The organism is Pseudomonas sp. UBA6753, from assembly GCF_002453565.1.
Classification (GTDB): domain Bacteria; phylum Pseudomonadota; class Gammaproteobacteria; order Pseudomonadales; family Pseudomonadaceae; genus Aquipseudomonas; species Aquipseudomonas putida_Z.
This window is the reverse complement of record NZ_DKHD01000019.1, coordinates 1-17,780: the sequence shown is the minus strand read 5'-3', so window position 1 is coordinate 17,780 and position 17,780 is coordinate 1. Positions and strand designations below refer to the sequence as shown.

The 17,780-nt window shown below is 64.2% G+C and carries 20 protein-coding genes; 8 read left to right on the top strand and 12 right to left on the bottom strand.

Going from position 1 to position 17,780, the window contains the following annotated elements; translation table 11 throughout:
• The first annotated feature begins 310 nt into the window (after positions 1–310).
• From B2790_RS07620 to B2790_RS07605, 4 genes are all read left to right on the top strand, one after another.
• Complete coding sequence (locus tag B2790_RS07620; protein ID WP_003259022.1) at positions 311–715, top strand: TraR/DksA family transcriptional regulator; 405 nt, start codon at positions 311–313, stop codon at positions 713–715.
• Between the two features lie 178 nt (positions 716–893).
• Complete coding sequence (locus tag B2790_RS07615) at positions 894–1,088, top strand: hypothetical protein (protein ID WP_286918566.1); 195 nt, start codon at positions 894–896, stop codon at positions 1,086–1,088.
• Positions 1,089–1,497: 409 nt separating this feature from the next.
• Positions 1,498–1,968: a hypothetical protein gene (locus tag B2790_RS07610; protein ID WP_003259020.1), complete on the top strand. Its 471-nt coding sequence runs from the start codon at positions 1,498–1,500 to the stop codon at positions 1,966–1,968.
• Positions 1,965–2,177, top strand: a complete 213-nt coding sequence (locus tag B2790_RS07605; RefSeq protein WP_286918565.1) for a hypothetical protein — start codon at positions 1,965–1,967, stop codon at positions 2,175–2,177. The genes B2790_RS07610 and B2790_RS07605 overlap by 4 nt, the downstream gene beginning before the upstream one ends.
• 12 nt (positions 2,178–2,189) lie before the next feature.
• Here B2790_RS07605 and B2790_RS07600 read toward each other — a convergent pair whose 3' ends face one another.
• The 7 genes from B2790_RS07600 to B2790_RS07570 all read right to left on the bottom strand — a co-directional run bounded on the left by B2790_RS07600 (position 2,190) and on the right by B2790_RS07570 (position 9,348).
• Complete coding sequence (locus B2790_RS07600) at positions 2,190–2,555, bottom strand: Na+/H+ antiporter subunit G (protein ID WP_025338378.1); 366 nt, start codon at positions 2,553–2,555, stop codon at positions 2,190–2,192.
• A complete protein-coding gene (locus B2790_RS07595; RefSeq protein WP_075044256.1) occupies positions 2,552–2,830 on the bottom strand; it encodes a K+/H+ antiporter subunit F in 279 nt (92 codons plus the stop codon). The genes B2790_RS07600 and B2790_RS07595 overlap by 4 nt, the downstream gene beginning before the upstream one ends.
• On the bottom strand, positions 2,827–3,315 hold the full coding sequence (locus tag B2790_RS07590; RefSeq protein WP_025338379.1) for a Na+/H+ antiporter subunit E: 489 nt from the start codon (positions 3,313–3,315) through the stop codon (positions 2,827–2,829). The genes B2790_RS07595 and B2790_RS07590 overlap by 4 nt, the downstream gene beginning before the upstream one ends.
• The gene (locus B2790_RS07585) at positions 3,312–4,991 is read right to left on the bottom strand and encodes a monovalent cation/H+ antiporter subunit D (RefSeq protein WP_286918564.1); all 1,680 of its coding nucleotides are present in this window, start codon (positions 4,989–4,991) and stop codon (positions 3,312–3,314) included. Before B2790_RS07585 ends, B2790_RS07590 begins: the two co-directional genes overlap by 4 nt.
• Positions 4,988–5,332, bottom strand: coding sequence for a Na+/H+ antiporter subunit C (locus tag B2790_RS07580; RefSeq protein ID WP_013971840.1), 345 nt, complete (start codon positions 5,330–5,332; stop codon positions 4,988–4,990). The genes B2790_RS07585 and B2790_RS07580 overlap by 4 nt, the downstream gene beginning before the upstream one ends.
• Complete coding sequence (locus B2790_RS07575) at positions 5,332–8,247, bottom strand: monovalent cation/H+ antiporter subunit A (protein WP_274121018.1); 2,916 nt, start codon at positions 8,245–8,247, stop codon at positions 5,332–5,334. Before B2790_RS07575 ends, B2790_RS07580 begins: the two co-directional genes overlap by 1 nt.
• Positions 8,248–8,397: 150 nt before the next feature.
• The gene (locus B2790_RS07570; protein WP_286918563.1) at positions 8,398–9,348 is read right to left on the bottom strand and encodes a DMT family transporter; all 951 of its coding nucleotides are present in this window, start codon (positions 9,346–9,348) and stop codon (positions 8,398–8,400) included.
• Between the two features lie 83 nt (positions 9,349–9,431).
• Between B2790_RS07570 and B2790_RS07565 the strand changes: the two genes are divergently transcribed.
• Entirely contained in the window at positions 9,432–9,995 is a 564-nt protein-coding gene (locus tag B2790_RS07565) for a helix-turn-helix domain-containing protein (RefSeq protein WP_015269662.1), read from the top strand.
• Positions 9,996–10,137: 142 nt separating this feature from the next.
• Here B2790_RS07565 and B2790_RS07560 read toward each other — a convergent pair whose 3' ends face one another.
• A complete protein-coding gene (locus tag B2790_RS07560; RefSeq protein WP_085593382.1) occupies positions 10,138–10,686 on the bottom strand; it encodes a cysteine hydrolase family protein in 549 nt (182 codons plus the stop codon).
• 82 nt (positions 10,687–10,768) lie between these two features.
• On the opposite strand from B2790_RS07560, the gene B2790_RS07555 reads away from it, so the two are divergent.
• Both B2790_RS07555 and B2790_RS07550 read left to right on the top strand, forming a co-directional pair.
• Complete coding sequence (locus tag B2790_RS07555; RefSeq protein ID WP_075044260.1) at positions 10,769–11,752, top strand: GlxA family transcriptional regulator; 984 nt, start codon at positions 10,769–10,771, stop codon at positions 11,750–11,752.
• 105 nt (positions 11,753–11,857) lie between these two features.
• The gene (locus B2790_RS07550; protein ID WP_286918562.1) at positions 11,858–12,238 is read left to right on the top strand and encodes an antibiotic biosynthesis monooxygenase; all 381 of its coding nucleotides are present in this window, start codon (positions 11,858–11,860) and stop codon (positions 12,236–12,238) included.
• Here B2790_RS07550 and B2790_RS07545 read toward each other — a convergent pair.
• Positions 12,217–12,987 (bottom strand): alpha/beta hydrolase family protein, encoded by a 771-nt coding sequence (locus tag B2790_RS07545; protein WP_274121016.1) that lies wholly within the window; start codon positions 12,985–12,987, stop codon positions 12,217–12,219. The two genes, B2790_RS07550 and B2790_RS07545, sit on opposite strands and share 22 nt — an antisense overlap.
• On the bottom strand, positions 12,971–14,089 hold the full coding sequence (locus tag B2790_RS07540) for a DUF3182 family protein (RefSeq protein WP_286918561.1): 1,119 nt from the start codon (positions 14,087–14,089) through the stop codon (positions 12,971–12,973). Before B2790_RS07540 ends, B2790_RS07545 begins: the two co-directional genes overlap by 17 nt.
• 220 nt (positions 14,090–14,309) lie before the next feature.
• Between B2790_RS07540 and B2790_RS07535 the strand changes: the two genes are divergently transcribed.
• Positions 14,310–16,118, top strand: a complete 1,809-nt coding sequence (locus tag B2790_RS07535) for an aminopeptidase P family protein (protein WP_286918560.1) — start codon at positions 14,310–14,312, stop codon at positions 16,116–16,118.
• A 40-nt stretch (positions 16,119–16,158) separates the two neighbouring features.
• On the opposite strand, the gene B2790_RS07530 is transcribed toward B2790_RS07535, so the two are convergent.
• Positions 16,159–16,440, bottom strand: coding sequence for a hypothetical protein (locus B2790_RS07530; RefSeq protein ID WP_025338390.1), 282 nt, complete (start codon positions 16,438–16,440; stop codon positions 16,159–16,161).
• A 190-nt stretch (positions 16,441–16,630) separates the two neighbouring features.
• Positions 16,631–17,518 (bottom strand): threonine/homoserine exporter RhtA, encoded by an 888-nt coding sequence (rhtA, locus tag B2790_RS07525; RefSeq protein ID WP_286918559.1) that lies wholly within the window; start codon positions 17,516–17,518, stop codon positions 16,631–16,633.
• Between the last annotated feature and the right edge of the window lie 262 nt (positions 17,519–17,780).

Below are 17,780 nucleotides of genomic sequence, written 5' to 3'. Positions count from 1 at the left end.
AAGATCAAGATCAAGATCAAGAGCCAGAGCCAGAGCCAGAGCCAGAGCCAGAGCCAGAGCCAGAGCCAGAGCCAGAGCCAGAGCCAGAGCCAGAGCCAGAGCCAGAGCAGAGCAGAGGGCGCCGACTGGCGGAATGTGGGCACCGGAAGCAAATTCGCACCCAATTGCAGTTGCTCCACGCGACGCGGCGCCTTAGACTGCCGCCCCCTGTAAAAGAGTGCCGGTTGGCGCTTGAAGAATTCCGCTGCCGATGTCAAGGCGTCGGCGGCACCTGAATCGCCCAAATGCACATTTTTTCATAGAGAAATCGATGACCAAGGAACAGTTGCTGGCCATGTCGGCCGATGACTACATGAACGCTGACCAGCTGGCTTTCTTCGCTGGCCTGCTGCAGGCGATGAAAGTCGAAACCCATGAACGCATCGAGCTGAGCCGTGCCACCATCGAAGGCCTGGACACCCCGTCGGATCCTGCCGACGTGGCTTCGGTCGAAGAAGAGCGTAGCTGGCTGGTAAACGCCATCGACCGCGACCAGCGCCTGCTGCCGCAGCTGGAAATGGCCCTGGACCGTATTGCCGACGAAAGCTTCGGCTGGTGCGATGACAGCGGTGAACCAATCGGCCTGAAGCGTCTGCTGATCAGCCCGACCACCAAGTACTGCATCGAAGCCCAGGAGCGCCACGAGCAGCTCGACCGCCACCAGCGCCAGGTGTAACTCCGCGCGGTGTGCCAAGCCCCACGGAGCGATCCCTGGGGCTTTTTGCGTTTCTTGCCGGCCGCGGTTTTGTTGCCCTGCACGTAACACTGCTGTACCGGGATGCGCTGTTTCTACGCCGTACGCAGGCGTATCATGGCTTTATCGTTAGGGTGCTAATTAAATTCCGGAGGGAATGATGAATAGCCGAGTCGATGTAGCCGTGATGATTGGTTCGGGTGTGCCCGCCATACTGCGTGCGCTGGGTAAACGCATCTGCTGGGTGGTGCTGGTCAATGGCGAACGCCGTGGTACCGCATTCGCCACGCGAGAAGAAGCGCTGGAGTGCCAGGCGGCCTGGCAGCAGCAGTTGAAGAAGAGTCTGGCGGCTTGAGTGCAGTGAGTGCTGCCGACGAGCGAACGGGGTGTCGTTCAGGGCGTTCCTCTGTAAGAAATGTACTTTGCCTCTCGACGAATTTCGGTGTTTTCATGCATATTCTTCCCCCAGTAATGCGCTGATGGATTGCAGGGCCCGTTCTCACGTGCGCTCTGGCATTGCCTGCCGCATCTTTTCTGGCGGTTTTGCTGTCAGACATTACGCTTCCCGAATCGGGAATATGCCGAAAGCCTGTATTTGAGGCCAGATCTGGCAAGCCAGAGTAAAGATTCCTGCACGCTGCATCGCCAGCGTGCACAGACATTTCGCGTATCGCTTTATTACTCTTTTCGCCTATCGATAAGAAATGGCCGTGCCTCACCGAGCTTGGGTGAGGGCGGGTTGTAACCGGTTGAGGATTACTTCATTGGCAGTCAGCACTCTTGATACCCATGCGTTGTTCGCCCTGGGCGACTTGCGCGGTAAATTGGCCCAGCTGTTCCAGGGCCGCTTTGTCTATGTCACCGAACAGAGTCCCGAAGGCCTGTACATGGCCGAAATCGACACCGAAAGCGCATTGGTCGTCGATGACAAGCAGCGGTTGGAACTGAAGGTGGGCGACCACTTTCGCGCCGCCGTACTGCCCAGCCGCGAAGGCGGCAAACTGGAAATGCGCTTTCGCGAAATCAAGCTGAACGTGTATGGCGTGGGCGACTATGCCTTCGTGTCGGTGCCCGAAGGCGAGGGCATCGTGTTCCGTGAAGGCCACGGTGTGATGCTGGTGTTCGCCGCGCAGCAGCAAGTGCAGGAAGGCTTGGGCAAGTTGCTCAAGGCGGTGACCGGCAAGGTTGCCAAATGGCGCAAAGGTGAGCTGACCACCTTCAAGGCCAGTGAATGATCCACAGTGACGACGCGCCCGCCACGCGTGCCGAATTCCATCGCCAGCACCAGGCGGATGCCGTGGCCGAGGCCGAGCGTTTGCTGGCCAGGCGCGAAGAGTTGCAGGGCGCCTGGTTGAACTGGGTGGCGGGGGAATTGTATCGCCTCGGCCCGCCGCCTTATGCGGCCATGGTCCGGCGTGAGTTGCAGCGCCTGGCCCAAGGGTGAGGCGGCAACCTTTCAGTTACCGCGATCGCGGCCGCTGCTCACTTCTTCAGGGACCGGCTCTTTCGCCATGCGCTTGCGGAACAGCGCCGCCCGGGCCAGCAACAGTGTGGTCACCGGTACGGTGATCGACAGCAGGATCGGAATCAGCCAGGCGTGCAGCACCGGGGCGTCCTTGAGCCAGGAAAAGTAGATGATCGAGGCCAGTGCCACGCACCAGGCACCAATGGTCGAGGCCAGTGCCGGCGGGTGCATGCGCTGGAAGTAGTCCTTCAGCCGCAGCAGGCCCACGGCACCGATCAGGGCGAACAGGCTGCCGGTCAGCAGCAGCGCGGCGGTGACCAGCTCCAGCCAGAAGGGGAGTTGCAGGGTTTCAGTCATTCGATCACCTCACCGCGCAGCAGGAACTTGGCCAGGGCAAACGAGCCAACGAAACCGAACAGCGCAATCAGCAGGGCACCTTCGAAGTAGGTGTCACTGGCATAACGGATTCCCAGCACCAGCATGGTCAGCATGGCCAGAATGTACAGGTAGTCCAGCGCCAGCACCCGGTCCTGGGCGGACGGGCCGCGGAACAGCCGGACAAGTGCCAGGGCCATGGCCAGGGCGAAGATGAACAGGCTGGCGAGGACAGCATTGGCGAGCAGGCCTGTCATTGGAAAATCTCCATCAGCGGGCGTTCGTAGGTGTCCTTGAAGTGCTGGATGAAGGCCGCCTCATCGTCCAGGTCGAACACATGCAGCAGCAACACGCTGCGGTCCAGCGCCAGCTCGGACCAGACCGTGCCGGGCACCACCGTGGTAATCATCGACAACGCCGCCAGGCCATGCGGGTCGCGCAGGGCCAGCGGGATGTGCACGAACGCCGAGCGTGGCGGCTGCTTGCCGGCGCGCAGCACGCCACGGGCAACCAGCAGGTTGGACATGATCACATCGATGCCGACCCGGCCAATCAGCCGGGCGATGGCCAGCGGCCGGCGCACATGGGCATGCTGCGGGCGCAGCGGTGCCATCAGCAGCGGCGCCAGCACGCCAAGCGCGGCAGCCAGCAGCAGGTTGCCGGGGCTGACCGACAGGTTCAGCAACAGCCACAGGCCGAACAGCGAAACCGATAACAACGGTGCGGGGAACAGTCGATTCATGGCTGCACCTGTACGTCGAACGAGGTGGGGCCAGGAATCGGCCGGGCGGCCATCACGGCTTCGATATAGGCATCGGGGGCCTGCAGGCTGGCGGCGGTGTCCTGGGTGTAGCGCAGCAGCGGTTCGGCCTTGAAGCTGAGGATGATGCACAGGCCGAGCAGGATGACGATGGGCAGGCATTCATAGCGGCGCAGCACCGGCGACGGGCGTTCCTCAGGCTTCCAGAAACGCTGGATGCCGACGCGGCCGAAGGCGATCAGCGAGGCCATGCCAGACAGGATCAGCAACGCCACCAGGCCCCAGCCCACCGTGCCCAGCGGCTGCTCGGCAGGTACGCCCACCCCCTGCGGGTTGAACAGCGCGCTGATCAGGTTGAGCTTGCCGACAAAGCCCGACAGCGGCGGCATGCCGATGATCAGCAAGGCGCAGGCGATGAAGCTGAGGCCGAGGAAGGCCATGGTCCACGGGATGATCTGGCCGATCACCACCTTCTGCTCATCATCGAGGTTGATGCCCTTGGGCGGGTGCAGTGATTCCAGCGGTGGCGGCATGGCGTCTTCTTCGTCGTCCAGCGGTGCTTCGTTGGCCGAGCGCGAACGCTCGACCAGTTCGGCGAGCAGGAACAGTGCGCACAGTGCCAGGGTCGAGTTGACCAGGTAGAACAATGCTGCGCCGGTTAGCGCCGATTGCGCAAAACCGACGGCGCCGAGCAGGGTGCCGGCCGAAACCAGGATGCTGAGGGCGGCCATGCGCTCCAGGCGCTGCGCGGCCAGGATCGACACCGCCGCCACCGCCAGGGTGACCAGGCCACCGTACACCAGCCATTCACCACCAAAGTGCGCCGAGGCCCCGGCCTGCCCGGAGAACAGCAGTGTCCACAGGCGCAGCACGGCATACAGGCCGACCTTGGTCATGATGGCGAACAGCGCAGCCACCGGCGCGCTGGCGGAGGCATAGGCCGGCACCAGCCAGAAGTTCAGCGGCCAGATGCCGGCCTTGACCAGGAAGGCCATGGCCAGGATCGCCGCGCCGGCGTGCAGCAGGCCGCGGTCGGCCTCCGGCACCAGCGGAATCTTCAGGGCCAGGTCGGCCATGTTCAGGGTGCCGGTCACGCCATACAGCATCGCTGCGCCGATCAGGAACAGCGACGAGGCGAACAGGTTGATGGCAATGTAGTGCAGGCCGGCACGCACCCGGGCGCGGCCCGAGCCATGCAGCAGCAGGCCATAGGAAGCGGCCAGCAGCACCTCGAAGAACACGAACAGGTTGAACAGGTCGGCGGTGAGGAAGGCGCCGTACAGGCCCATCAGCTGGATCTGGAACAGTGCGTGGAAGCTGGCCCCGGCACCGTCCCAGCGGGCGCGGGCAAACAGCAGGGCACTGAAGCCGATGATGCCGGTGAGGGTCAGCAGCAGGGCCGACAGGTGGTCGACCACCAGCACGATGCCGAACGGCGCCGGCCAGTTGCCTGGCAGGTAGACACCGATCGATTCCGCCTGGCCCTGGGTGCGCACCCACAGCAGCAGGCTGACCGCGATGGCCAGGCCGGCGAAGGTCGACAGCAGGTTCAGCCGGGCTTTTATCTGCCGGTGTTTCTCGCCCAGCAGCAACATCACTGCCGCGGTCACCAGGGGCAGCAGGATGGGCGCGATGATCAATTGGCTCATGCCACTCATTCGTCACGCTCCCGGCCATCCACGTGGTCGGTACCGGTCAGGCCGCGCGAGGCCAGCAACACCACCAGGAACAGCGCGGTCATGGCGAAGCTGATGACGATGGCGGTGAGTACCAGGGCCTGCGGCAGCGGGTCGGTGTAGTGCAGCAAATCCTGGGGCACGCCGTCCTTGATGATCGGTTCCTTGCCGATGAACAGGCTGCCCATGCTGAAGATGAACAGGTTGACCCCGTACGACAGCAGGCACAGGCCCATGATCACCTGGTAGGTTCGCGGGCGCAGGATCAGCCACACCCCCGAGGCGGCCAGCACGCCGATGGCAACTGCAATCACTTCTTCCATCAGGCGGCTCCTGCTTGGCTGGTTTTCGCCGGGTTGCCCGGGCGGTAGGCGCGCACCGACTGGTGCGCCAGGGCAGTGAGGATCAGCAGGGTCGAGCCGACCACCACGGTGAACACGCCGACATCGAAGAACAGCGCGCTGGCCACGTGCACATCGCCGAGCAACGGCAGGTGCAGGTGGGCGGTATGGGTGGTGAGGAACGGGTAGCCCAGCAGCATGGCGCCCGCGCCGGTCAGGGTTGCGCACAGCAGCCCGGTGCCCATCCAGCGCAGCGGGCGCAGGCTCATCTGCGCCTCGACCCACTGGGTGCCGGCCACCATGTACTGCAGGATGAACGCCACCGACATCACTAGGCCGGCGACAAAGCCGCCACCGGGCTGGTTGTGGCCACGCATGAACAGGTACATCGACACCAGCAGGGCGATCGGCAGCAGCAGGCGCACCAGCACCGCAGGCACCATCATGAAGCCCAGGGCGGTGTCCGTGGCATGCCGTGGGTTGATCAGGTCGGTGACCACGTCAGGTGCCAGCTGGCGCTGCTGCGCCGGCAGTTGCATGCTTTCCTTCGGCGGGCGGAAGCGCCGCAGCAGGGCGAACACGGTCAGCGCCACGGCCACCAGCACGGTGATTTCACCGAGGGTATCGAAACCACGGAAATCGACCAGCATGACATTGACCACGTTGGTGCCACCGCCCTGGGGCAGGGCCCGGCTCAGGTAGAACGAGGAAATGTCGTTCGGCGTCGGCCGGGTGAGCATGGCGTAGGACAGCACGGCCATGCCGCCACCTACCAGCACCGCCAGCAGCAGGTCGCGCAGGCGACGCATGCGCGCACGCTCCAGGCTGCCCGGCAGCGGCGATACGCCTTCGATCCGCCGCGGCAGCCAGCGCAGGCCGAGCAGGATCAGTACGGTGGTGACCACTTCCACTACCAGCTGGGTCAGGGCCAGGTCGGGCGCGGAGAACCAGACGAAGGTGATGCAGGTCATCAGGCCGCAGACGCTGACCATGATCAACGCCGCCAAACGGTGATACTTGGCCTGGTAGGCGGCGCCGATGGCGCAGGCAATGGCGATCAGCCACAGCGCGACGAACACGCCCGAGCCCGGAATCTTCGGCCGGTCGCCCCAGCTCAGGCCGCTGTAGAGCATGGGGGTGAGGCCGGCGAGGAAGGCGGCGAGCACCAGCATGAACAGCTGCGACTGCAGGCGGCGGCTGGTGAGCAGGCGCTCGATGCGCCGCGCCAGCAGCATCAGTTGCACCTGGCCGTGTTCGAACAGGCGCTTGCCGTTGAAACGCTCGATCACCGGCGGGTAGGGGAAGCGGCCCAGGCGCAGCTGCTTGCGCAGCAGCAGGTACAGCACGATACCGCCGCTCATGGCCACCAGGCTCATGATCAGCGGCGCGTTCCAGCCATGCCAGATGGCCAGGCTGTATTCCGGCAGGGTGTCGCCCACCACCGGCAGGGCGGCGGCGGCCAGCAGCGGGCCGACCGACTGGGCAGGGAAGATGCCCACCACCAGGCAGGTGAGCACCAGCAGTTCGACCGGCGCACGCATCCAGCGTGGCGGTTCGTGCGGGGTGTGCGGGAGGTCCTGCGCCGTGGGGCCGAAGAACACATCGACGGTGAAACGCAGGGCATAGGCCACGCTGAAGGTGCCGGCCAGGGTGGCGATCACCGGCAGCGTGGCCTCGACCCAGGCAGTGGAGCTGATGAACACCGTTTCGGCGAAGAACATTTCCTTGGACAGGAAACCGTTCATCAACGGCACGCCGGCCATCGAGGCGCTGGCCACCATGGCCAGGGTGGCGGTGTATGGCACCAGGCGTATCAGCCCGCTGAGGCGGCGGATGTCACGGGTACCGCTTTCGTGGTCGATGATGCCGGCGGCCATGAACAACGAGGCCTTAAAGGTGGCATGGTTGAGAATGTGGAACACCGCCGCGACCGCGGCCAGCGGGCTGTTCAGGCCCAGCAGCAGGGTAATCAGGCCCAGGTGGCTGATGGTTGAGTACGCCAGCAGGCCCTTGAGGTCGTTCTGGAACATGGCGGCGAAGGCGCCGAGCAGCAGGGTGAGGGCGCCGGCACCGCCGACGATCCAGAACCACTCCTCACTGCCCGACAGCACCGGCCACAGGCGCGCCAGCAGGAACACCCCGGCCTTGACCATGGTCGCCGAGTGCAGGTAAGCCGATACCGGGGTGGGTGCTGCCATGGCATGGGGCAGCCAGAACTGGAAGGGGAATTGTGCGCTCTTGCTCAGGGCGCCGATGAGGATCAGGGGCAGCAGCACCGGGTACAGCGCATGCTGGCGGATGGTGTTGCCGGCAGCCAGGACCTTGTCCAAGTCGTAGCTGCCGACCACATGGCCGAGCAGCAGGGCACCCACCAGCAGGCACAAGCCGCCCGCGCCCGTGACCATCAGCGCCATGTAGGCGCCGCGGCGGGCGTCGGCACGATGGTGCCAGTAACCGATCAGCAGGAACGAGAACAGGCTGGTGAGTTCCCAGAAGAACACCAGCTGGATCAGGTTGCCGGAGATCACCAGGCCGAGCATGGCGCCCATGAAGGCGAGGAAGAAGGCGAAGAAGCGTGGCACCGGGTCTTGTGGCGACATGTAGTAGCGGGCATACAGCGACACCAGCGTACCGATGCCCAGCACCAGCAGCGAGAACAGCCAGGCGAAGCCGTCCATGCGCAGCACCAGGTTCAACCCCAGGCTGGGCAGCCAGAGGAATTCTTCGCGAATCACGCCACCGTGGGCAACCTGAGGGTACAGCAGTGCTACCTGGACAGTGCCGACCAGGGCCACGAGCCCGGCGAGAATGGACTCCGCGTTACGTGCGTTGTGCGGCAGCACGGCTGCCAGGCAACTGCCCACGAACGGCAGAAGCAATAGCACTATCAATGACATAGCGTTCTATTCTGGAAAAGTTTGCAAAGAATCATACGTGCCGAGGGGTTGATCACCAACACGCAAGCTGTCGCAGAATCCTACAAACAGGCTGTGACAAGCTGTTTTTTTATAACAGATTCTTACAAAGCATAGCCGCAGTTGGCGGCTTTACAGGCCAGCCTGGCGTTCGCCTTCATCCTGCACATCCCGTGCTTCGGCCACCTCGCGCGGGCGGCGCACCTTGAGTTCGCTGACCACCACCGCGATCACGATCAGCAGGCCGCCGAGCAGTGCCACGCCCGGCAGGCGCTCACCGGCGATGCGCCCGACGATCCCGGCCCATACCGGTTCGCCGGCATAGATGAGGGTGGCGCGGGTGGGCGAGACCGACTTTTGCGCCCAGTTCATGGCCACCTGGATCACCGCGCTCATGGCGCCCAGCCCCACGGCACTGGCCAGCAGCAGCCAGGAGAAGTCGGGTATGCGCTCCTGGGTCGGCACGATCATCAGGAACGCCAGCAGCGAGGCGGTCGCCAGCTGCACCACGGTGACCCGGCGCACATCGACCTGGCCGGCGTAGCGGCTGATCAGGATGATTTCGCCGGCAATGGCCACGGCGCTGACCAGGGTTACCAGCTCGCCTTCGCTGAAGTGCAGGCTGCCACCCTCCGGGCCGGCCAGCAGCATCAGGCCGATGAACGCCAGGCCGATACCGATGCTGGGCATCAGACCGGGGCGCCGGCCCAGCACCAGCCATTGCAGCAGCGGCACGAACGGCACGTACAGCGCGGTGATGAACGCAGACTGGCTGCTGCTGATGGTTTGCAGGCCCATGGTCTGCAGGCCGTAGCCGAGCATGATCGACACCCCGATCAGCATGCCGGCCTTCAGTTCGGTGAAGGTCAGCCCCGGCAGCGCCCGCGCCGAGACCACCCCGACGAACAGCGCGGCTGCAGCGAAGCGCAGGCCGACGAAGAACATCGGGCCGCTGACGGTCATCACGTTGTGCACCAGCAGGAAGGTGCCACCCCACAGCATGGTGATGAACACCAGCACCAGTTCGGCCTTGCTCAGGCGAAAGGCAATGGCAGGGGTCGGTTTGGTGCTGGGCTGGTTCATGGTCTTGCGCACTCGGAGGGGGCGGCGCACAATCGCCGCAAAGTGGGCAGTATACTGCGCAATACCGACCAGTGAGCAATATAGTGCACAAAGATTCCTCGCACCGGGCATCGGTGCTGCAACATGTCAGCCTCAATGTACGCAGCTTGCGCAATGCCGCGGGCATGAGCCAGACGGCGCTGGCGGAACGCTCCGGTGTCAGCCGGCGCATGCTGGTGGCGATCGAGGCGGGCGAAAAGAATGTCAGCCTGACTACTCTCGACCTGATTGCCGAAGCCCTGGGCGTGGCTTTCAGTACCCTGATCCAGGCACCTGACCAGCGTGACCCCGGGCGCATCGAAGAGTTGGCCTGGGCCGGGGAGCACCCGCAGAGCCGGGCGGTGCTGCTGGGCAGCAGTGTGGCGCGGCGTGAGGTGGAGCTGTGGGAATGGACCCTGGCACCAGGCGAATGCTATTCCAGCGAGGCTGATGCCGAGGGCTGGAGCGAGCAGATCTATGTGGCGCAAGGGCAGCTGACGCTGATTATCGAAGGGGTCGAGCATCGCTTGCAGGTCGGGCAGTTCCATGTGTTTCCCAGCAATTGCCGGTATGCCTATCGCAACGATGGGGCAGTGGCGGTGCGGTTTGTGCGTAATGTGGTGATTTGATCGAGAGGTGTTGCTGCCTCCAGGGCCTCATCGCCGGCAAGCCAGCTCCCACAGGTTCTCCACTGGCTCCGAGCCTGAAGGTGGACCTGTGGGAGCTGGCTTGCCGGCGATGAGGCCTGTATGGACAACCCCAGGTTCGCGGTCAGTCTCCTATCAACTCATCGGTCCTGACCACCTTGGCATAGGCAAACGCCAACGCCGCCATCACCGAATCATGCACCTGCGCCGCCGGCACCCGCTTGCCATCGAACTCCAGTGGCAGTGTGGCACAGGCGTCGTGCGCCACGGTCACGTCGTAACCCAGGTCGGCCGCGGCCCGGGTGGCGGCGTCGATGCACATGTGGCTCATGCTGCCGACGATGGTCAGGGCCTCGACGCCATGCCGGTCCAGCGTGTGCTCAAGGTCGGTACCGAGGAAGGCGTTGACCTTGTGCTTGAGCACCACCGGTTCACCGGCCTGAGGCTCGACCTTGGCATGGATCGCCGCACCCTGCGAGCCTGGCGCGAAGAACGGCGCATCGGCGCTGTCGAACTCATGCCGCACATGCACCACCAGATCGCCCCGTTCACGCGCCGCCGCCAGCAGGCGGGCAGCATTGTCGGCCGCCTGGTCGGCACCATCGAGGGTCCATTTGCCGCCCGGGAAGTAGTCGTTCTGGATGTCGATGATGATCAGCGCCTGCTTGCTCATGCTGCCTCCTGTGGCAGTAGTCGTTGGATGACGTTAGTTATAGGCTGTGTGCACTGACCTGAGGATTGGCGCGAACGACACTATGCAGGCAAAAACTGACAACCCCGCCAGCCTGGACATCGGCCTGCTGCTGTACCCCGGCGCGCAACGTGCTGCCGTGCATGGGCTGGCCGACCTGTTCCTGGTCGCCAACCGGGTGGTTGCCGAACTGGGTGCCCTCGAGTTGCCATCGGTGCGTATCAGCTTCTGGCAGGCAGACGAAGCGGGGCAGTTGCAGCCTGCCCCTGAGAGCCCACCTGCCGCCGCGGCAGATCTGCGGGTGCTGATCATTCCGCCAAGCCTGGAGTCGGCACCTCAGGGTGAGCTGCTTGAGCGCCATCGTGCGTCGTTATGCCAGTTGCACGGGCACGGCACGGTGCTGGCGTCGGTGTGCATCGGGGTGTTCTTCATCGCCGCCAGTGGCCTGCTCGACGGGCGCCCGGCCTGCACCCACTGGAACTACGTGCATTCGCTTGCCCAGCGTTTTCCCAAGGTGCGGGTCGAGGCCCAGCAACCGTTGCTGGACGATGGCGACATCGTCACCTCGGCCGGGCTGATGGCCTGGACCGACCTGGGCTTGCGCTTGCTGGAGCGCTTCATGGGCGCGACGGTGGCGCGGGAAACTGCTCGCTACCTGGCGGTCGACCCGGTCGCGGCGCCGCTGCCTGGTGCAGTGTTCAATCCACGCCTGGACCATGGCGATGAGGCGGTACTGAAAGTGCAGCACTGGTTGCAGGGCAACGGTGGGCAGGATGCCGACCTGGCCAGCATGGCTGCGTGCGCGGGGCTGGAGGAACGCACCTTCCTGCGGCGTTTTCGTGCTGCCACGGGGCTACGGCCGACCGAGTACTGCCAGCAGGTGAGGGTGGGGCGGGCGTGCCGCTTGCTGGAGTTCACCCGGCGCAATGTCGAGCAGATCGCCTGGGGCGTCGGTTACCAGGACCCGGGTGCGTTTCGCAAGGTGTTTCAGCGCATAACCGGCCTGACCCCGAGTGATTACCGGCGGCGCTTCGCGGTATCGGGTTAGGGCGCGGGGTGTTCCCGGTGCGGAAAACCGCTTGACCTTGACATAACTTGAGGTTTTACCCTGCTCGGCATCGCGCTGTAGGCGTCCGTCACCAGGAGACCGTTCATGACGGCAAAATCCCATGCCCTGTGGTTTACCCAGATGATCGAATATGAAGTGCCTGGCAGGTTCCAGCAGGCGTTGGCCCAGGCGCTGGTGGCGCGCAGCGAAGCGCTGGCCGCGCGTTGCGAAGGGCTGCAGGGTGTCAGCATCCAGGCCAGCGACGATGGCAGCCGGGTGCTGCAGTATCTGCAATGGCAGTCCCGCCAGGCGTGGGCAGCGGCGGCCGTTTATTTCGTCGGGGAGCCTTTCCTCGAACTGCTTGGCCAGCATCAGGCGCGTGGGGTCAACTTTGCTGCCTACCAGACCCTGCGTAGCCTGGTGCGCGGCGCCGATGGCGGCCTGCATTGCCAGGTGGGCGAGCCTCAGGCATACCAGGGCGCGTAGTGCGGGTAGCGGTCCAGGCGGGCGCCAACGACCATTTCACTGATCCATGCCGCCAGGATCGAACTGTAGGCTTTCTGGCTCTCTTCGCTGGACAACGCGTGGTCGGCACCGTCGACGATGCGGTGGGTGAGCGAATGGGCGCTGACGAATGCCGAGCGGTAGCTCATCAAGGTGCTGTGCGGCACATAGTCGTCCTGCTCGGACTCCACCAGCAGTACATCGCCACTGAACTCGGCACAGGCGGCCAGTGCGCGGTTGTCCGCCGGGCCGAGCGGGCGCTGGCGGTAGGCGTTCAACCGTTGCCGGTCGAGGGTTTGCTTGGGGAGGTTCCATTCGTCGTCCCAGTACATCGCGGGTACCCGCAGGGCCAGCCATTTGACCGGCCGCTCGCGGGTCAGCAGGGTGGCCAGGTAGCCGCCATAGCTGCTGCCGATGATGGCGATGGCACTGGTGTCGACGGCCGGGTGGCTTACCAGCCGGTCGTAGGCCACCAGCAGGTCGGTCAGGTTCTGTTCGCGGGTGACCGTCAGCCGTTGGCTTTCGGTTTTTTCGTGGCCGCGCAGGTCGAAGGTCATGCACACGCAGCCCAGCCCGGTGATATGCCGGGCGCGGGCCAGGTCGCGTTGCTGGCTGCCACCCCAGCCGTGGACGAAGAGGATGCCCGGCATCTTGCTGCCGGGGCTGACCAGGGTGCCGACGATGCTGTCATCCTCGACCTGCAGTTCAACGGTTTCACTCTGAATGGTCATGTTCACGAATCCGCGCGAATTTGCTGAGTTGTCCGAGTTCACTGTCGTTTCCTTGGTAAAAGAGGGTGGCGTCAGTGGGCAGTTCGGGGGTGCCGAACACTTCATGGGTGGAGGCTCGTACCCGTTGCAATGCCGGGTCGTCGGCGAACGCCTGCAAGGCCAGCAGCTCGGCACTGCTGGCTCCGCCCAGGCGCCAGGATTGCTCGAGTACGCCGCTGCGCAGGTGGCCCAGGGGATTGACGCCGCGGGCGATGTCGTAGTTGCGCCGTGAGGCGATGAAGCCGGGGAAGTGCTGCTCGGCGGCCTGCTCGTAGGCCATCGCCTGGTTGATGGCCAGGCGCAGCGGCTCGTCCAGCGGCAGTTGCAGCAGTGCCTGATAGTCACCGCGCACCACTACCAGGTCGGAGCCGCCATACACTTCTGTGCCCTGATGGTCGCGGGTCAGTTGCTGGGTACCGTGATAGCTGCAGGTCAGGCCGGCGACGCGTACCTGGCCGACGCTGAAGGTTTGCACTTCGCTCAGGTCTTCCTCGAGCACCAGCCCCCATAGCGCAAGGTCCTGGTCATCCATGCCGGCCAGCAGCGGTTCCAGCTCATCGGCCGTGGTGATGACCTGTTGCCCACGGCCTGCGCAGGCCAGTACCGGCTTGATCCGCAACGGGCCGTCCGCCAACAACAGCTGTGCGGCGGTGCGCGCATCAGCCTTGCTGAACACGGTATAGCCGCGCAGCAGGGCGTCGCTGGCTTGGCGGGCGAAGGCATCGGTCCAGCCCGGCGGGAAACTGGCCCCGGCTGGCAACGGGTGGGAGATCGCCTTGGTCGCCATGTAGGGGTGTGCGACCAGGCCACCGAACAGGTCCTGCTCGCTGCAGATGCCCAGGGCGGCATGGCGCTTGGGATCGACCAGGGTTTCGGTGGGCAGGTAGTAGTAGCCATCGGTGGCGCTTGGTGGCTGGCCGGGTTGCACATGTGGGCAGCTCAGCAGGCGGGCCAGGCCATCAGCAAGCTTCAGGTGTACGGCATGCTCGTGGTCGGGGGTGTGCGCGCGGGTGTCGAGCAGCACCACGCCGCTTTTAGGGGCGCAGGCATTGGGCATGGTCATTTGCCTGTGTGCAATGAATGTACTGAGTGTGAAGCCGGTGCTTTGAGGAAGTTCAGCGCAACTTGATCGGTGGTCCTGGCCCGTCTGTAGGAAATGTCCGGTAGGCGCAGGGCGTGACGGGCAATGCATGCCGTGTGTCGGTCGCCACGATTGCAGGGCTTTGGCGGCTGTTCCATTATCGGCACACTGGATAAACCGTGATGTAGCCGCAGGAGAGCGCATGAACGTTCAGACCACCTTTGGGCAAAGCGTGCCGCAGCGCCTGACGCGGGTTCGCCAGGCCATGGCCGCAGAGGGCATCGATGCCTTGCTGGTACCCTCGGCCGACCCCCATCTTTCCGAATACCTGCCCGGTTACTGGCAAGGGCGCCAGTGGCTGTCGGGTTTCCACGGCTCGGTCGGCACGCTGGTGGTCACGGCTGACTTTGCCGGGCTGTGGGTCGATAGCCGCTACTGGGAACAGGCGGAACACGAGCTGGCTGGCAGCGGCATCGAGCTGATGAAGCTGTTGCCGGGCAAGCCTGGTGCGCTGGAATGGCTGGGCGAGCACGTCGAGACCAATGGCAGCGTGGCGGTAGACGGTGCGGTCATGGCCCTGGCTTCGGCGCGCCAGCTTGGCGACCGGCTGAAGGCGCGCGGGGCGCGACTGGTGACGGACAAGGACCTGCTGGGCCAGGTATGGGAAGGGCGCCCGGCGCTGCCAGGCAACCCGGTCTACCAGCATTTGCCACCGCACGCCACGGTAAGCCGTGCGGAGAAGCTGGCGCAGTTGCGCCAGAGCGTGCAGGCCAAGGGGGCCGACTGGCATTTCATCGCTACCCTGGATGACATTGCCTGGCTGTTCAACCTGCGCGGTAGCGATGTGTCCTATAACCCGGTGTTCGTCGCCTTTGCCTTGATCAGCCAGCAGCAGGCCATCCTGTTCGTCGGCCAGGACAAGCTCGACGAACATCTACGCCAGGTGCTGGCGGCCGACGGTATCGAGGCGCGCGACTACGCCGAAGCAGGCAAGGCCCTTGCCGCCATGCCGGTCGGCAGCCGATTGCTGGTCGACCCGGCCCGGGTAACCTGCGGCCTGCTGGATAACCTGCCGGCCGGGGTGGAACTGGTCGAGGGGCTCAACCCCAGCACCCTGAGCAAGTCGTGCAAAGGTGATGACGATCTGGTGCACATCCGCCAGGTGATGGAGCAGGACGGCGTGGCCTTGTGCGAGTTCTTCGCCTGGCTCGAGGCCAACCTCGGTCGGGAGCGGGTTACCGAACTGACGGTCGACGAGCAGTTGAGTGCCGCGCGTGCCCGCCGCCCAGGCTTCGTGTCGTTGAGCTTCTCGACCATTGCCGCCTTCAATGGCAATGGCGCGATGCCGCATTACCGTGCCACCGAGCAGTCGCATGCGGTCATCGAGGGCGATGGTCTGCTGCTGATCGATTCGGGCGGGCAGTACCTTGGCGGTACCACCGACATCACCCGCATGGTGCCGGTGGGGAACCCGAGCCTTGCACAGAAGCAGGATTGCACGCGCGTGCTCAAAGGCATGATCGCCCTGTCGCGGGCCACCTTCCCGCGTGGCGTGCTGTCGCCGTTGCTCGATGCCATTGCCCGGGCACCGATCTGGGCTGACCAGGTGGATTACGGCCACGGCACCGGGCATGGGGTGGGTTACTTCATGAATGTGCACGAGGGGCCGCAGGTCATTGCCTACCAGGCGGCGCCCACGCCGCAGACGGCGATGCAGGTGGGCATGATCAGCTCGATCGAGCCGGGCACGTACCGCCCAGGGCAGTGGGGTGTGCGCATCGAGAACCTGGTGGTCAACCGCGAGGCCGGCAAGAGCGCCTTCGGCGACTTCCTGAACTTCGAGACCCTGACGCTGTGCCCGATCGATACCCGCTGCCTGGTGCCCGAACTGCTGACCAGGGAAGAACTGGACTGGTTGAACGGTTATCACGCCAAGGTACGCGAGCGCCTGACGCCGTTGCTCAAGGGTGAAGCGCTGGCCTGGCTGCAGGCGCGTACCGCGCCCTTGTAAGGTGGCAAATGAAAAGGGCAGCTTGCGAGCTGCCCTTTTTCTACTTGCAGATGACGATCATGCTGCGGCTGGTGTAACCCGCCGGGTTGATACCGAACAAGTAGTCACCGGGTTCTTCATCGCTATCGCCCGAGCGTGCAATGACCCGGTAGCCGCGCGTGCTGCAGGAGCTTGCGGCCTTGCTGTAGCAGTTGTCCCACGAGGAAGACAGGCCGGAGCAATTGATATGCAGGCCCTTCTTGCCCCTTTTGACCTCAGTCTTGGCCGTGGCGGCACATCCAGCAATAGCCAAGATGGCCAGGATGAGCAAAATACGTTTCATTCCTGTCCTTAAATGCAGGGCGGATCAGCTGCCAGGCCCTGTCGTTATCGCTTTGGTTCTTCCTGAAATTTCCCCAGCGTCCGTGTTCGGTCCAGTAGATAGCGTAAAGATGATGATTCTGTGACAGCTTAATCAGCGAGACGGGTCGCTACAATCACTAATCCTGTCTCAAATGAAAATATTTCTCATATCAGTCTGCTGGGACGGCCGGGCTTGGTTCCTTGCGCATGGACAGGGTGGTGCCGACCGACGCGGTAATGATCGCCAGGATGGCCAGCCACTGGGTAATCGTCAGTACCTCGCCCAGGAACAGCAGGCCGGACAGTGCGCCGAAGGCTGGTTCGATGCTCATGAGGGTGCCGAAGGTGCGTGCCGGGATGCGCGTGAGGGCAACCATTTCCAGGCTGTAGGGCAGGGCGGTGGACAGCACCGCAACGCCCAGGGCCATGGGGATCACGGCGGGTGTGAGCAAAGCGCTGCCGGCGTGGGCGATACCGATGGGGGCAACGAACAGCGCGGCGACCACAACGCCCAGTGCGGCACTCTGGATGCCATGCTCGGCCCCGGCCCGCTGCCCGAACAGGATGTACAGTGCCCAGCACACGCCCGCGCCCAGGGCATAGGCTGCGCCGACCGGGTCGAGGGCCTGCCCGCCATGGCCGGCCGGCAGCAACAGCAGCAGGCCGACGATGGCCAGCGCAATCCACAGGAAGTCGATCGGCCGGCGCGAGGAGAAGATCGCCACGGCCAGCGGGCCGGTGAACTCCAGTGCCACGGCGATGCCGATCGGTACCGTTTGCAGGGCCATATAGAAGAGGAAGTTCATGCCGCCCAGCGCCATGCCGTAGATGATGACGTTGCGCAGGGTGTTGCGGGTCATGCGCACCCGCCACGGGCGCAGGATCAGCAGCATGATGATGCTGGCAAAGATCAGGCGCAGGGTGGTGGTGCCTTGGGCGCCGATGAGGGGGAACATGCTTTTGGCCAGGGAGGCACCGGACTGTATCGATGCCATGGCGATGAGCAGCAGGCCGATCGGGAAGAGGGTAGCGGCCAGGCTGCGGGGCTGGGTGTTCATTTCTGTGCAGCGATCCTTGAGCGGGGTGGGGTGAGCAATATAGTGCGCAATTATGAGGGTGTGGGGCAAGGTGCCGGCCATGAGTTTTCTGGCGCCTGTGAGATCGAGCACCTGGCGGCCCTGACGCGGTCTTTTTCAAAAAAACCTAAATTATTGAAATTAAAGGTTGACCTCCTGAAACGCCGCCCTATAATGCGCACCACTCCAACGCGGTAGCGAAGCAAAGCCAGCCACCCTGTTGAGTCAAGTGTTTGAAGCTAAA